The organism is Streptomyces sp. NPDC003034 (assembly GCF_053591375.1).
This window is the reverse complement of sequence record NZ_JBSFTS010000007.1, coordinates 35539-47877: the sequence shown is the minus strand read 5'-3', so window position 1 is coordinate 47877 and position 12339 is coordinate 35539. Positions and strand designations below refer to the sequence as shown.

The following is a 12339-nucleotide window of genomic DNA, read 5'->3' as shown; positions in this document are numbered from 1 at the left end:
GGAAGAGGTGGGTCGATGACCGTCGTAGTGATCGCGGCCACGCGCGGCGAACTCCGGTACGTCCCCCGTTCCTTCCCGGCATCCGGCCAGGCCTGATCCCACCCGATCCGCCTCGTCGGCCGGAGCCCCCGTTCAAGGGTTCACGTTGACCGACCACATCTCCGACGGCTTCCTGCGGGCCTTCTTCGCCCTCCACCACAGCCTGCCCCGGCAGGCTCCCGGTTCCGACGCGACCACCCGGCACCTGCTTTCGCTGTGCGGACCGCTGCCCGAGCGGCCGCGCGTCCTCGACCTGGGCTGCGGTCCGGGCCGCAGCGCCCTGCTCCTCGCCGCGGAGGCGGGCCGGGCCGGCGGCGAGGTGACCGCCGTCGACCTCCACACCCCCTTCCTCGACGAGCTGCGCACGGCCGCGGCCGCCCGCCGTCTCGCCGGCCGGGTCCACGCCGTCCGGGCGGACATGGACGCACCGCCCTGCGCGGACGGGTCCTTCGACCTCGTCTGGGCGGAGGGCTCCGCCTACGCCATCGGGTTCGACACCGCGCTCGCGCGCTGGAAGCCCCTGCTCGCACCCGGCGGCGCCCTCGTGCTGACCGAGTGCGAGTGGAGCGTCGACGAGCCGTCCGCCGGCGCCCGCGCCTTCTGGGACGCCCACTACGCGCTGCGCTCCACCGCGCGCAACCTCGCGGCCGCCCAGGCCGCCGGCTACCGGGTGCTGGGCGTGCACCACCTGCCCGACTCCGACTGGGCCGAGTACTACGGCCCGCTCGCCGAGCGCGTGCGCGACCACGCCGCGAGCGGCGATCCCGCGATGGCGGCCGCGCTGGCCGCCACCCGAGAGGAGATCGACGTACGGAAGCGGCACGGGCACGAGTACCGGTACACCGGATACGTCCTGCGCCCGGTGAGCGCCGGGCAGGGCGGCGCCTGGACGGCCCGCCCGGAGACCGCGGCCGACGCGGCCGCCGTCAGGGCGGTCCACCTCGCGGCCTTCGGGACCCCGCTGGAGGCGAACCTCGTGGACGCGCTGCGCACGGACCCCTCCCGGGTGCCGGGGCTGTCGTACGTGGCCGAGGGCCCCGACGGCTCGGTGGCCGCCCACGCCCTGCTCACCGTGTGCGAGGCCGGCGGGGTACGGGCGCTCGCGCTCGCCCCGGTGGCCGTCGATCCCGCGCTCCAGCGTGCGGGGGCGGGCAGCGCGGTCGTACGGGCCCTGCTGGCGGCGGCCCGCGAGCGCGGGGAGGCGCTGGTCCTCGTACTGGGCCATCCGGAGTATTACCCCCGCTTCGGTTTCCTGCCCGCCTCGCGCTTCGGGATCCGGGCGCCCTTCGAGGTCCCGGACGAGGTGATGATGGCGCTGGTGCTGGACGCTTCCGTCCCGGTCCCGGCGGGCACGGTCAGGTACCCGGCGCCCTTCGGGGTCTGACGCGCTGACGGGCCCGGTGCCGGTGCCCGTGCGGCGGCCTGGTCGCGGTCTGCCCCCCGTCGCTTATCACGCGGCGGAGGGCAGACATGCGCGGATCACCGAAGTGCGGACAAGCCTCTTTTGTACGGCAGACTGAAGGCCGAAGTCCGAAGCGAAGGATGGGTATGCCGACCACACCAGCCACCGCCGCGAGCAGCGCGTCCAACGGCACCGGTACTCAAGAAGCGATCATGCTCGAACTGGTCGACGAGTCCGGCAGCACCATCGGCACGGCGGAGAAGCTCTCCGCCCATCAGGCGCCCGGGCTGCTGCACCGGGCGTTCTCCGTGTTCCTCTTCGACGAGCGGGGCCGCCTGCTGCTCCAGCGGCGCGCCCTCGGGAAGTACCACTCCCCCGGCGTCTGGTCGAACACGTGTTGCGGTCACCCCTATCCGGGGGAGTCGCCCTTCGCGGCGGCGGCCCGGCGGACCCACGAGGAGCTGGGGCTGTCCCCCTCGCTGCTCGCGGAAGCGGGGACGGTGCGCTACAACCACCCGGACCCCGCGTCGGGCCTGGTGGAGCAGGAGTACAACCACCTGTTCGTGGGACTCGCGCAGGCGGCGCTCCGGCCGGATCCGGAGGAGGTCGGCGACACCGCCTTCGTGACCGCCGAGGAGTTGGCGAAGCGGCACGCCGAGGCCCCGTTCTCGGCCTGGTTCATGACCGTACTGGACGCGGCGCGGCCCGCGATCCGCGAGCTGACGGGCGAAGCGGCGGGCTGGTAGCCGGCGCCCGCCGGTCAGACGGCGCGGAGCGGGGCGGCGGGGCCGGACGGTCGCAGGGGCAGGGCCGCCCAGATGACCTTGCCGCCGCTCGCGGTGTGCTCGACGTCGCAGACCCCGCCGGCCTCCAGCGTGACCTCCCGCACCAGGAGCAGGCCCCGGCCGCCGGTCTGGCCGAAATCCGCTTCCAGCGCCTTGGGGCGGTACGGATGGTTGTCCTCGACGGCCACCCGTACCCACTCGCGGCCGATCGCCACTTCGACCGCGACCTCGGGGGAGAGCAGGGCGGCGTGCCGGACGGAGTTCGTCACCAGCTCGGAGACGATCAGGAGCAGCGCGTACACCACGTCCTGATCGGCCGGCACGCCTTGGCGCCCGAGCAGCTCGCGAACCGCCCGGCGGGCCTGCGGAACGGATTCTTCTACGGCGGGAGCGGTGAACCGCCAGACTCCCTCGTACGCGAGAGGGTCGGCCGGAGCCTCCTGCTCACCTCCCGTGACCGATGGGACGCTCCCGCTGACATCCATCTTCAGTCCCCCGTCTTCACGCTCGATCGTCTCCACGCGTCAAGAGTGGGGAACGGGGTCGTCCGGGCCGGACCACTGACCAGAAGTCAGCGTCAATCGGACACTTTTTGACCGCTGGCTTATGACAGAGTCAGTTGTTGGACTATTCCTGCTCTTCTACCGGTCGGTTCTCGGCCGTCCCGCGCACCTCGTCCCGCGCGCCCGCCTCTGCCGCCACCTCGTCCTCCCTGACCAGACCCAGAATGCGCCGGGCGCCCACGCCCAGCGCCACCAGGCTGAGGCCGTCGAACAACAGGGCGAGGGAGAAGAAGGTTCCGATCACGTACAGGCTGCTGCCGGGCCAGCTGGCGAGGATCAGGATGCCCAGCAGCACCCCGAAGGCACCCTGGACCAGGGAGAGCCCGAAGTTGGCCCCGCGCACCACCAGCGATCCGGCCAGCCGGAACAGCCCGCCGGTGAGGAAGAGCAGCGCGGCGAACATGGTCAGCGCCTCGGCGCTCGCCTCGGGGCGGCGCAGGATGACGAAGCCGGCCGCGAGGTTGATCGCCGCCACGATGACGGCGAGCCAGAAGTAGTTGCTCCGGCGCGACTGCACGGCGTGGAGCAGGCCCACCACACCGCCCGCCAGCAGCAGCCAGCCGAAGAGGAACATCGAGGTCAGGGTGGCCGTGCCGGTGTAGACCAGACCCACCAGGCCGGCCAGTACGAGGATCACCCCGAGCAGGGCCAGCAGTCCGAAGTCGCGGCTGAGCTTCTTCTTCTCGCGCTGCGGTTCCGGCCCGCCCGGCCGGCTCCACGCCCGGCCCCTCGCCGGGTCCCTTCCCTCGCTCTGCGCCTCGGTACGGTCTGCGCCCATGGACATGCCACCTCTCAGCGACCCCGGGGTCGGACTCCCCGATCATAGGATCGGCGGCGCCGGATAGCATCCGGCGCATGGACGCAGCACGGGATGCCGCACGGGACACCGCACCAGGCGCCGCACACGACCCCGCACCGGACGGGGCCCTCCTGCACACGGTGGCCGACGGAGTCGCCACCGTCGTCATCTCGCATCCCGCCAAGCGCAACGCCATGACGGCCGCGATGTGGCGGGCGCTGCCGGAGCTGCTGACCGCGCTGGCGGCGGATCCTCTGGTACGGGTGCTGGTGCTGACCGGCGCCGGCCCGACCTTCTGCGCCGGGGCTGACATCTCCTCGCTCACGGGGGACGACGACCCGCGGGCGGCGGCGGTGACGGCTGAGGAGGCCCTGGCCGCCTTCCCGAAGCCGACACTGGCGGCGATCCGCGGCTTCTGCGTGGGCGGCGGCAGCCAGTTGGCGGCCGCCTGTGACCTGCGCTTCGCGGAGGAGGGCGCCTCGTTCGGGGTGACCCCGGCCAAGCTGGGCATCGTCTACCCTGCGTCCGCCACCCGCAGGCTCACCGGGCTGGTGGGACCGGCCTGGGCCAAGTACCTGCTGTTCTCCGCCGAGTTGATCGACGCCGAGCAGGCGCTGCGCGCCGGGTTCCTGAACGAGCTGCTGCCGGCCGGCCGACTGGACCAGCGGGTCGCCGCCTTCACCCGCGTCCTGGCCTCGCGCTCGCAGCTGACGCAGGCGGCGGCCAAGGAGTTCGCGGACGGCAGGACGGACCGGGACGGCTACTGGGCCGAACAGGCGGGCGCGAGCGGCGACGCCGCGGAGGGCGTCGCCGCCTTCCTGGAACGCCGCGCTCCGGCCTTCGGCTGGACACCGGCGGGCGGTTCGGCCCCGGGCGCTAGCCCAGCGGGCTCCGCGCCCTGAGCCGGGCGACGAGCTCGGCGGGGGCCTTGGCCGGCGAACCGGCGTCGTAGGGCGGCTGCGGGTCGTACTCCGTCATGAGCTGCACGGTCTGCGCGTACGTGTCACCCGCGATCCGGCCGAGCAGCGTGAGCCCCATGTCGATGCCGGAGGAGACCCCGGCGGCGGTGACGTACTTGCCGTCGGACACCACGCGCTCACCGGTCGGGGTCGCGCCGAAGGGGAGCAACCGGTCGAGGTAGAGCCAGTGGCTGGTCGCCCGCCGCCCGTCGAGCAGCCCGGCGGCCGCCAGCAGCAGCGAGCCCGTGCACACGGAGGTGGTCCAGGTGCTGGTGGCGTCGACGGCCCGCAGCCAGTCCAGGACGGGTGGCGGCGGTGGCCGCCCTCGGGGCGGCCGGATCGCGGCCCCGGTCGGGGAAGATCACGGGACAGCTCTCGTACCCGGTCCGCTGGGGAAGTGCGCCACGGCGGCGAAGACCTCGACGGGTCCGGTCACGTCCAGGCTCTGAACCCCGTCGTAGAGGACGACGAGCACGCGCGGCAACGACATGGCCTCATGGTGTGACGCCGGCGCCGGTGGCCGCAATGCCGTACTTCCCACCTATCCGGCCGTCCGCCAGCCGGGGCGGCCCCGGGGCGCGGATAGGATCGGCACATCATGACTGCAACCCTCGTCGCCAAGAAGCTCACCGCCGCGCACGGTGAGCGCACGCTCTTCGCCGATCTCGACCTCGTCGTCGCACCCGGCGACGTCATCGGCCTGGTCGGCGTCAACGGCGCCGGGAAGTCCACGCTGCTGCGCCTGCTCGCCGGGCTGGACACGCCCGAGACCGGTGAGCTGCGGCTGTCTCCGCCCACCGCCGCCGTCGGCCACCTGCCGCAGGAGCCGGAGCGCCGCCCCGCCGAGTCGGTGCGGGACTTCCTGGCCCGCCGTACGGGCGTGGCCGCCGCGCAGGCGGAACTGGACGCGGCCACGCAGGGCCTGGTGGACGGGACCCCGGGCGCGGACGACGCGTACGCGACCGCGCTCGACCAGTGGCTGAACCTGGGCGGCGCCGACCTCGACGAACGGGCCCAGGAAGTCGCCGACGACCTCGGCCTCTCCGTCGGCCTGGACCTCCCCATGACCGCGCTCTCGGGCGGTCAGGCGGCCCGGGCGGGTCTGGCCTCGCTGCTCCTGTCCCGCTACGACGTCTTCCTCCTCGACGAGCCCACCAACGACCTGGACCTGGACGGTCTGGAGCGGCTGGAGCAGTTCGTCAAGGGGCTGCGCGCGGGCACGGTCGTCATCAGTCACGACCGGGAGTTCCTGACCCGGACGGTCACGAAGGTCCTCGAACTCGACCTGGCCCAGCAGCAGATCAACCTCTACGGCGGCGGCTACGAGGCCTACTTGGAGGAGCGCGAACGCGCCCGCAACCACGCCCGCGAGGAGTTCGACGAGTACGCCGACAAGCGTGCGGCGCTCGAAGGCCGGGCCCAGATGCAGCGCGGCTGGATGGACAAGGGCGTCAAGAACGCCCGCCGCAAGGCGACGGACAACGACAAGATCGGCAAGAAGTTCCGCAGCGAGGCGAGCGAGAAGCAGGCGTCGAAGGCCCGCCAGACGCAGCGCGCGATCGAACGGCTGGAAGTCGTCGACGAGCCGCGCAAGGAGTGGGAGCTGCGGATGGAGATCGCGGCGGCGCCGCGCTCCGGCTCGGTGGTGGCGACCCTGCGCGAGGCGGCCGTCCGGCGCGGTGACTTCGTGCTCGGCCCCGCCAGTCTGCAGATCGACTGGGCGGACCGGGTGGCGATCACCGGGGCCAACGGCGCCGGCAAGTCCACCCTGCTGGCCGTCCTCCTCGGCCGGCTGGCGCCGGACTCCGGTGCGGCCACGCTCGGTTCGGGCGTGCTGGTCGGGGAAGTGGACCAGGCCCGGGGGCTCTTCCTGGGCGAGGAGCCGCTGCTGGAGGCCTTCTGTGCGGCGGTCCCGGAAACGGAACCGGCCGAAGTGCGCACCCTGCTGGCCAAGTTCGGCCTCAAGGCGGCGCACGTACTGCGCCCCGCGGCCACCCTCTCCCCCGGCGAGCGCACCCGAGCGGCCCTGGCACTCCTCCAGGGCCGCGGGGTGAACCTGCTGGTGCTGGACGAGCCCACCAACCACCTCGACCTCGTCGCGATCGAGCAGCTGGAGGCGGCTCTGGACGCGTACGAGGGCACCCTGCTGCTGGTCACCCACGACCGCCGCATGCTGGACGCCGTCCACGTGACCCGGCGCCTGGAAGTGGCGGACGGCAAGGTCACCGAGGTCTAACGGCTCCGCTGAGGGCCCGCGGCTCAGTACTCGTCGGGGCCCTTGCCCTCACTGCGGTGCTTGCGGGGCTCCTCCGGGTCCTGCGGCCGGTCGAGGCGGCTGGCCTCGTCGGTGTCCGCGGCCCGGACCGGTCCCGGCTCGGCCTCGGGCCGTGCCGTGTGCGGCTTGCGGCGCTGCGCCTCCTCGCCCTCCTCGTCCAGCGGAACGCCTCCGGCGCCACCCTGGTCGTCCATGGCAACCTCCTCTGCACCCGTCTGCACCCGTGCGGCCCTCCCTCGGCCAGCGGCTGCCCCGGCGAGCGCCCGGCAAACCCGGCCGCTCAGGCCTGCGGGTCGGCCGGCGGCCGGCGCGTGCGGGCCATCCTGCGGGCCACGAAACCGCGCGGCAGGTGGCGTGCGGCCAGGGCGTACGCCTGGTAGCGGCGGCCGGTGATGCTGAGCGGGCGGCGCAGCGCGAGGTCGCGCAGGGCCTTGGCCACCACCTCCTCGGGCCGCAGCCAGACCGCTTCGCGCAGCGCGCTGACATCCATGCCGGCCCGCTGCTGGAATTCGGTGCGGGTGAAGCCGGGAACCACGGCCAGGACCCGCACCCCGTACGGCTCCATGTCCACGCGGAGCGACTCGCTGAAGGCGGTGATCCAGGCCTTGGCGGCGCCGTAGGTCCCGGTCGGCAGGAGTCCGGCCACCGAGGAGACGTTGACCACCGCGCCCCGGCGGCGTTCGCGCAGGCCAGGCAGCGCCGCGTGGGTGAGCCGGAGCGGCACCTTGACCAGCAGGTCGAGCATCCGCTCCTCGTCCTCGACCGGGCTGTACGGGAAGGGCGCGGCGAGCCCGAAGCCCGCGTTGTTGACGAGGACGTCCACCGGCCGGGCCCGGTCGGCGAGCCGCTCGGCCACCGAGGCGCACCCCCGGGGGTCCAGCAGGTCGGCCGCCAGTACCTCGGCGGCCGCTTCGAACTCCCGGCCGAGCTCGGCTGCGAGCGAGGCGAGCCGGTCCTCGTCACGGGCGACGAGGACCAGGTCGCAGCCCTTGGCGGCGAAGCCGCGGGCGAAGGCCGCACCCAGCCCGGTACTGGCCCCGGTGATCAGAACGGTGGTCAAGAGCGCGTCACTTCCCAGCTTGTCGAACGGGTCACGGCCTGAAGGCGGTGGTCGCCGGCGAGGCGTAGGCGTGCGCCACGTCGACGAGGAAGCGGGCCTCGTCCGCCAGGTCTCCGCCGTCCGCCGAGGTCTGCATCGCGGCGGGCAGTTCCAGCGCGGCCGCCTCGCCCGGCTGCCCGGCCCGTCCGGCCAGTTTCGCCTGCCGCGCCTCCTTCAGTACGCAGGCCAGCGCCGCCGCGGTGCGCCGCTGCTCGGGGACCCCGCTCCCGGCGACGTGGCTGCGGGCGCGCTCCGGGACGCCCGGGGCGACGTACTCGCCCAGGATCAGGATGGCGTCGCGCGTCTCGATGACCTTCCGGTACACCAGCAGGTTGCGCGGGACCGGGGGCCACAGCAGTTCCAGGAAGCGGCCGGCGCGGGGCTTGTTGAGGGCGACGTGCGGGACGGCGTGGACCAGGTCGCGCCACAGCGGCCACAGCCGCCATGCGGTGGCGATGTCGGCGGCGGTGCGGCGGAAGGTGAAGAGGGTCGGCACGAGGATCGCGGCGGCACGCAGGAAGCCGTGCAAGTTCATCAGCAGCGGCAGGGCGGGCATCGCCCAGGTGCTGTCGAAGAGGGCCTTGAGCAGGTACGCGAACCAGAACACTCCGGCGAGCGCGGTGCCGAGGCCGAAGAGGCGCAGCCCGGCCGCCAGGCCGCGGCTCTCGGTGCGACGGCTGTAGCGCCAGCACAGGGAGACGCAGATGATGTTCGCGAGCACGTGCGCGGAGATCAGGACGAGCCAGTAGGCGAGGGAGGGCACGGGCTCGCCGACGGGCGGCATGGTGTGCGTGCCGTGTTCGGGCGCGGCCACGTCCAGAGCCACCAGCGTGATCAGCCAGCCCGCGGTGGCGATCCAGGCGGCGAGCTGGAGCCGGCGGCCACGGGTGGCGGCGGCCACGAAATAGATGACGGCGCCCGCCGACAGCACGCCGATGAGGTTGCGGACGAGGCCCACGGTGTGCGAATGGCCGGGGTCGCGCATGGCGTAGGCGACGACGGCGGGGAGGTTCAGGGTCATCGCGGCGGCGGCCGTCGCGACGGCGAGCCACAGGCCGCGCTGCTGCGGGGAGCGCAGGGCCCCCGGGGCGCGGAGCAGGACCGCGATCCACAGGCAGACCACACTGGGGACGGCGAGCCAGTTGCCGAAGGCCATCAGGTCAGTTGCCATGGTTCCCCCGCTCGTACCCCATGGCGGATTCCAGCCGGGCCAGGGTGCCGCGGGCCGGGGCTGCCGACTGCGGGCCGGTGTTCGCCGTGTGGATGCGGATCATGCTGGCGAGCATCTCCGCCTCCTGCTCCTGGCGGGTGGTGTAGTTGGTGCGCCCCAGGACGACGGGCGCGCCGCCGTCGGCTTCCTCACCCTCCAGCGAGTGGTGGCCGAAGAGGATGTGGCCGAGTTCGTGGAGCACGATGTGCTCGCGGTGCAGCGGGGTGGTCTGGGCCTCGTAGAAGACGTAGTCGACGCTGGCGGTGCCCACCCACAGTCCGCAGACGCCCGATTCCGCCGCCTCTTTGGGGAGCGGGTGGAGCCTGATGGGGCGGCCTCGCTGTTCGGCTATTCGCTTGCACAGCCCGTCGAGGGAGAACGGATGGGTCAGATCCAGATGGCCGAGAATGGTCTCGCACCTTTTGCGCAGGCTGAGTTGCGGGTACGGCATGTGATCCCTCTTCGGACCCTTTCTCGGGCAGCGTCGGTAGGCGTGTGTGGGCATGGGCATGGCGTCCTGTGCCTTCAAGGCGGCCTCGGGGAATGCGGTCCTGAGGGGGAATGCGAAAGCCCGTCCGCCGGGTGACGAACGGGCGTTCCACCATGCCTACAGATCTTGTACGGGAAATGGCAAGGCCGGGCCGAACGGCGGGTGCCTATTCGGCCATTCCCTACGGGGGCCCCGCGGCCAGCCTGGCGGCATAGGACCGGGCCGGGTCCCTACCTCTTGCGCCGCTCCTCGGGGCCGGTGAGGCCGGCCCGTCGCAGGGCGTCGGCCATCACGCTGTTGGCGGGGGCGGGCGCGGGCGCGGAGGCACCGCCGCCGGCCGGCCGCCTGCTCTGGCCCTGGCCGCGCTGGCCCTGGTTTTGGCCCTGGCCCTGGCTCTGGCTCTTGCCGCCCTCGCGTGCCGTTCCCGCGCCACGCTGCTGCGGAGGACGGCCGCCACCACGCCGCTCCTGCCTCTCCTCGCGCTGCCGGGGAGCGCCCGGCGCGCGCTCCGCCCCGGCCTCGTCCTCCAGCCGCAGCGTCAGCGAGATCCGCTTGCGCGCGATGTCCACGTCCATGACCTTGACGCGGACGATGTCACCGGGCTTGACCACGTCCCGGGGGTCCTTGACGAAGTTCTTCGACAGTGCCGAGACGTGCGCCAGGCCGTCCTGGTGGACGCCGATGTCGATGAAGGCGCCGAAGGCGGCCACGTTCGTGACCACGCCCTCCAGGATCATTCCGGGGGCGAGGTCGCCGATCTTCTCCACGCCCTCCTTGAAGGCGGCCGTCTTGAAGGCGGGTCGCGGGTCGCGGCCCGGCTTGTCCAGCTCCCGCAGGATGTCGGTGACCGTGGGCAGGCCGAAGGCCTCGGTGACGAACTGCTCCGGCCGCAGGGAGCGCAGTACGCCGGTGTTGCCGATCAGGGCCGCCACCTCACCGCCTGCCGCCTTGCCCATCGCCCGGACCACCGGGTAGGCCTCGGGGTGCACGGCGGAGGCGTCCAGCGGGTCGTCCCCGCCGCGGATCCGCAGGAAGCCCGCGCACTGCTCGTACGCCTTCGGGCCCAGCCGGGCCACGTCCTTGAGCCCCTTGCGGCTGCGGAAGGGGCCGTTGGCGTCGCGGTGGGCCACGATGTTCTCGGCGAGCGTGCCGCTGATGCCCGACACCCGCGAGAGCAGGGGCGCGGAGGCCGTGTTGACGTCCACGCCGACCCCGTTCACGCAGTCCTCGACCACCGCGTCGAGGGAGCGCGACAGCTTCACCTCGGAGAGGTCGTGCTGGTACTGGCCCACGCCGATCGACTTCGGGTCGATCTTGACCAGCTCGGCGAGCGGGTCCTGCAGACGGCGCGCGATGGAGACCGCGCCGCGCAAGGACACGTCCATGTCGGGGAGTTCCTGCGAGGCGAAGGCGGAGGCCGAGTACACGGAGGCACCGGCCTCCGAGACCATCACCTTGGTGAGCTTCAGCTCGGGGTGACGCGTGATGAGCTCCCCGGCCAGCTTGTCGGTCTCGCGGGAGGCCGTGCCGTTGCCGATGGCGATCAGATCGACCGCGTGCTCCTCGGCGAGCCGCGCCAGCTTGGCGAGGGACTCGTCCCACTTGTTGGCGGGCACGTGCGGGTAGATCACATCGGTGGCCACGACCTTGCCGGTGGCGTCCACGACGGCGACCTTCACCCCGGTACGGAAGCCCGGGTCCAGGCCGAGCGTCGCCCGGGTGCCGGCGGGCGCGGCGAGCAGCAGGTCGCGCAGGTTCGCCGCGAAGACCCGTACGGCCTCGTCCTCGGCGGCCTGGCGCAGCCGCATCCGCAGGTCGATGCCGAGGTGCACCTGGATCTTCGTGCGCCACGCCCACCGGACCGTGTCGGCCAGCCACTTGTCGCCGGGCCGGCCGCGGTCGTTGATGCCGAACCGACGGGCGACCATCCCCTCGTAGGTGGAGGGTCCGGGGGTGTCGCCCGGTTCCTCCGGCTCCAGGGTGAGGTCGAGGACGTCCTCCTTCTCACCGCGCAGCATGGCCAGGACGCGGTGCGAGGGCAGCGCCGTGAAGGGCTCGGCGAAGTCGAAGTAGTCGGCGAATTTGGCGCCCGCCTCCTCCTTGCCCGCGCGGACCTGGGCGACGAGCCGGCCGCGGGTCCACATGCGCTCGCGGAGCTCGCCGATCAGGTCCGCGTCCTCGGCGAAGCGCTCCGTGAGGATGGCGCGGGCGCCCTCCAGGGCTGCCGCCGGGTCGTCGACGCCCTTGCCGGCGTCGACGAACGCGGCCGCCGCCGCGGCCGGTTCCACCGAGGGGTCGGCCAGCAGCCCGTCGGCGAGCGGCTCCAGGCCGGCCTCACGGGCAATCTGCGCCTTGGTGCGCCGCTTGGGCTTGAAGGGCAGGTAGATGTCCTCCAGCCGGGCCTTGGTGTCGGCCGCGCGAATCCGCGCCTCCAGCTCGGCGTCGAGCTTGCCCTGCTCCCGTACGGAGTCGAGGATCGCCGCGCGCCGGTCCTCCAGCTCGCGCAGATACCGCAGCCGCTCCTCCAGGGTGCGCAGCTGCGCGTCGTCGAGCATCTCGGTCGCTTCCTTGCGGTAGCGCGCGATGAACGGCACGGTGGAGCCGCCGTCGAGCAGCTCGACGGCGGCCTTGACCTGCCGCTCCCGTACGCCGAGCTCCTCGGCGATCCTGGCTTCGATGGACGTCGTCACGATCGGGTTCCGCCTGCCTTCGTTTGCA

12 protein-coding genes and 1 pseudogene are annotated in these 12339 nt (G+C 73.0%); 4 read left to right on the top strand and 9 right to left on the bottom strand.

What is annotated here, in order from left to right; genetic code table 11:
- Nucleotides 1–145 precede the first annotated feature (145 nt).
- Together ACWDX7_RS10635 and idi are read left to right on the top strand one after the other, a co-directional pair.
- Nucleotides 146–1423, top strand: a complete 1278-nt coding sequence (locus ACWDX7_RS10635) for a GNAT family N-acetyltransferase (RefSeq protein WP_451490095.1) — start codon at nt 146–148, stop codon at nt 1421–1423.
- Nucleotides 1424–1587: 164 nt separating this feature from the next.
- A complete protein-coding gene (gene idi / locus ACWDX7_RS10630; protein WP_451490094.1) occupies nt 1588–2187 on the top strand; it encodes an isopentenyl-diphosphate Delta-isomerase in 600 nt (199 codons plus the stop codon).
- Nucleotides 2188–2201: 14 nt separating this feature from the next.
- Here idi and ACWDX7_RS10625 read toward each other — a convergent pair whose 3' ends face one another.
- Both ACWDX7_RS10625 and ACWDX7_RS10620 read right to left on the bottom strand, forming a co-directional pair.
- A complete protein-coding gene (locus tag ACWDX7_RS10625; RefSeq protein ID WP_451490223.1) occupies nt 2202–2711 on the bottom strand; it encodes an ATP-binding protein in 510 nt (169 codons plus the stop codon).
- A 142-nt stretch (nt 2712–2853) separates the two neighbouring features.
- Complete coding sequence (locus ACWDX7_RS10620) at nt 2854–3567, bottom strand: HdeD family acid-resistance protein (protein ID WP_451490093.1); 714 nt, start codon at nt 3565–3567, stop codon at nt 2854–2856.
- A 77-nt stretch (nt 3568–3644) separates the two neighbouring features.
- On the opposite strand from ACWDX7_RS10620, the gene ACWDX7_RS10615 reads away from it, so the two are divergent.
- Nucleotides 3645–4490: an enoyl-CoA hydratase/isomerase family protein gene (locus ACWDX7_RS10615; protein ID WP_451490092.1), complete on the top strand. Its 846-nt coding sequence runs from the start codon at nt 3645–3647 to the stop codon at nt 4488–4490.
- On the opposite strand, the pseudogene ACWDX7_RS10610 reads toward ACWDX7_RS10615, so the two are convergent.
- Both ACWDX7_RS10610 and ACWDX7_RS10605 read right to left on the bottom strand, forming a co-directional pair.
- Nucleotides 4465–4857 (bottom strand): annotated as a pseudogene (locus ACWDX7_RS10610) (DJ-1/PfpI family protein); the annotation flags it as partial. The gene ACWDX7_RS10615 and the pseudogene ACWDX7_RS10610 sit on opposite strands and share 26 nt — an antisense overlap.
- A 51-nt stretch (nt 4858–4908) precedes the next feature.
- Nucleotides 4909–5037, bottom strand: a complete 129-nt coding sequence (locus ACWDX7_RS10605) for a hypothetical protein (protein WP_451490091.1) — start codon at nt 5035–5037, stop codon at nt 4909–4911.
- A 108-nt stretch (nt 5038–5145) separates the two neighbouring features.
- Between ACWDX7_RS10605 and ACWDX7_RS10600 the strand changes: the two genes are divergently transcribed.
- Nucleotides 5146–6783, top strand: a complete 1638-nt coding sequence (locus ACWDX7_RS10600; RefSeq protein WP_451490090.1) for an ABC-F family ATP-binding cassette domain-containing protein — start codon at nt 5146–5148, stop codon at nt 6781–6783.
- Nucleotides 6784–6806: 23 nt separating this feature from the next.
- Here ACWDX7_RS10600 and ACWDX7_RS10595 read toward each other — a convergent pair whose 3' ends face one another.
- From ACWDX7_RS10595 to ACWDX7_RS10575, 5 genes are all read right to left on the bottom strand, one after another.
- Nucleotides 6807–7016: a hypothetical protein gene (locus ACWDX7_RS10595; RefSeq protein WP_451490089.1), complete on the bottom strand. Its 210-nt coding sequence runs from the start codon at nt 7014–7016 to the stop codon at nt 6807–6809.
- 86 nt (nt 7017–7102) lie between these two features.
- On the bottom strand, nt 7103–7882 hold the full coding sequence (locus tag ACWDX7_RS10590) for an SDR family NAD(P)-dependent oxidoreductase (RefSeq protein WP_451490088.1): 780 nt from the start codon (nt 7880–7882) through the stop codon (nt 7103–7105).
- Between the two features lie 31 nt (nt 7883–7913).
- Nucleotides 7914–9092 carry an MAB_1171c family putative transporter gene (locus tag ACWDX7_RS10585; protein ID WP_451490087.1) on the bottom strand — a complete coding sequence of 393 codons (1179 nt, stop codon included), beginning with the start codon at nt 9090–9092 and terminating at the stop codon, nt 7914–7916.
- Nucleotides 9082–9582: a hypothetical protein gene (locus ACWDX7_RS10580; RefSeq protein ID WP_451490086.1), complete on the bottom strand. Its 501-nt coding sequence runs from the start codon at nt 9580–9582 to the stop codon at nt 9082–9084. Before ACWDX7_RS10580 ends, ACWDX7_RS10585 begins: the two co-directional genes overlap by 11 nt.
- A gap of 269 nt (nt 9583–9851) precedes the next feature.
- Complete coding sequence (locus tag ACWDX7_RS10575; RefSeq protein ID WP_451490085.1) at nt 9852–12311, bottom strand: Tex family protein; 2460 nt, start codon at nt 12309–12311, stop codon at nt 9852–9854.
- Nucleotides 12312–12339 lie beyond the last annotated feature (28 nt).

Coding starts and splice junctions, on each gene's coding strand:
- idi (WP_451490094.1), top strand. CDS start 1,588: ATGCCGACCACACCAGCCACCGCCGCGAGCAGCGCGTCCAACGGCACC.
- ACWDX7_RS10625 (WP_451490223.1), bottom strand. CDS start 2,711: ATGGATGTCAGCGGGAGCGTCCCATCGGTCACGGGAGGTGAGCAGGAG.
- ACWDX7_RS10620 (WP_451490093.1), bottom strand. CDS start 3,567: ATGGGCGCAGACCGTACCGAGGCGCAGAGCGAGGGAAGGGACCCGGCG.
- ACWDX7_RS10615 (WP_451490092.1), top strand. CDS start 3,645: ATGGACGCAGCACGGGATGCCGCACGGGACACCGCACCAGGCGCCGCA.
- ACWDX7_RS10605 (WP_451490091.1), bottom strand. CDS start 5,037: ATGTCGTTGCCGCGCGTGCTCGTCGTCCTCTACGACGGGGTTCAGAGC.
- ACWDX7_RS10600 (WP_451490090.1), top strand. CDS start 5,146: ATGACTGCAACCCTCGTCGCCAAGAAGCTCACCGCCGCGCACGGTGAG.
- ACWDX7_RS10595 (WP_451490089.1), bottom strand. CDS start 7,016: ATGGACGACCAGGGTGGCGCCGGAGGCGTTCCGCTGGACGAGGAGGGC.
- ACWDX7_RS10585 (WP_451490087.1), bottom strand. CDS start 9,092: ATGGCAACTGACCTGATGGCCTTCGGCAACTGGCTCGCCGTCCCCAGT.
- ACWDX7_RS10580 (WP_451490086.1), bottom strand. CDS start 9,582: ATGCCGTACCCGCAACTCAGCCTGCGCAAAAGGTGCGAGACCATTCTC.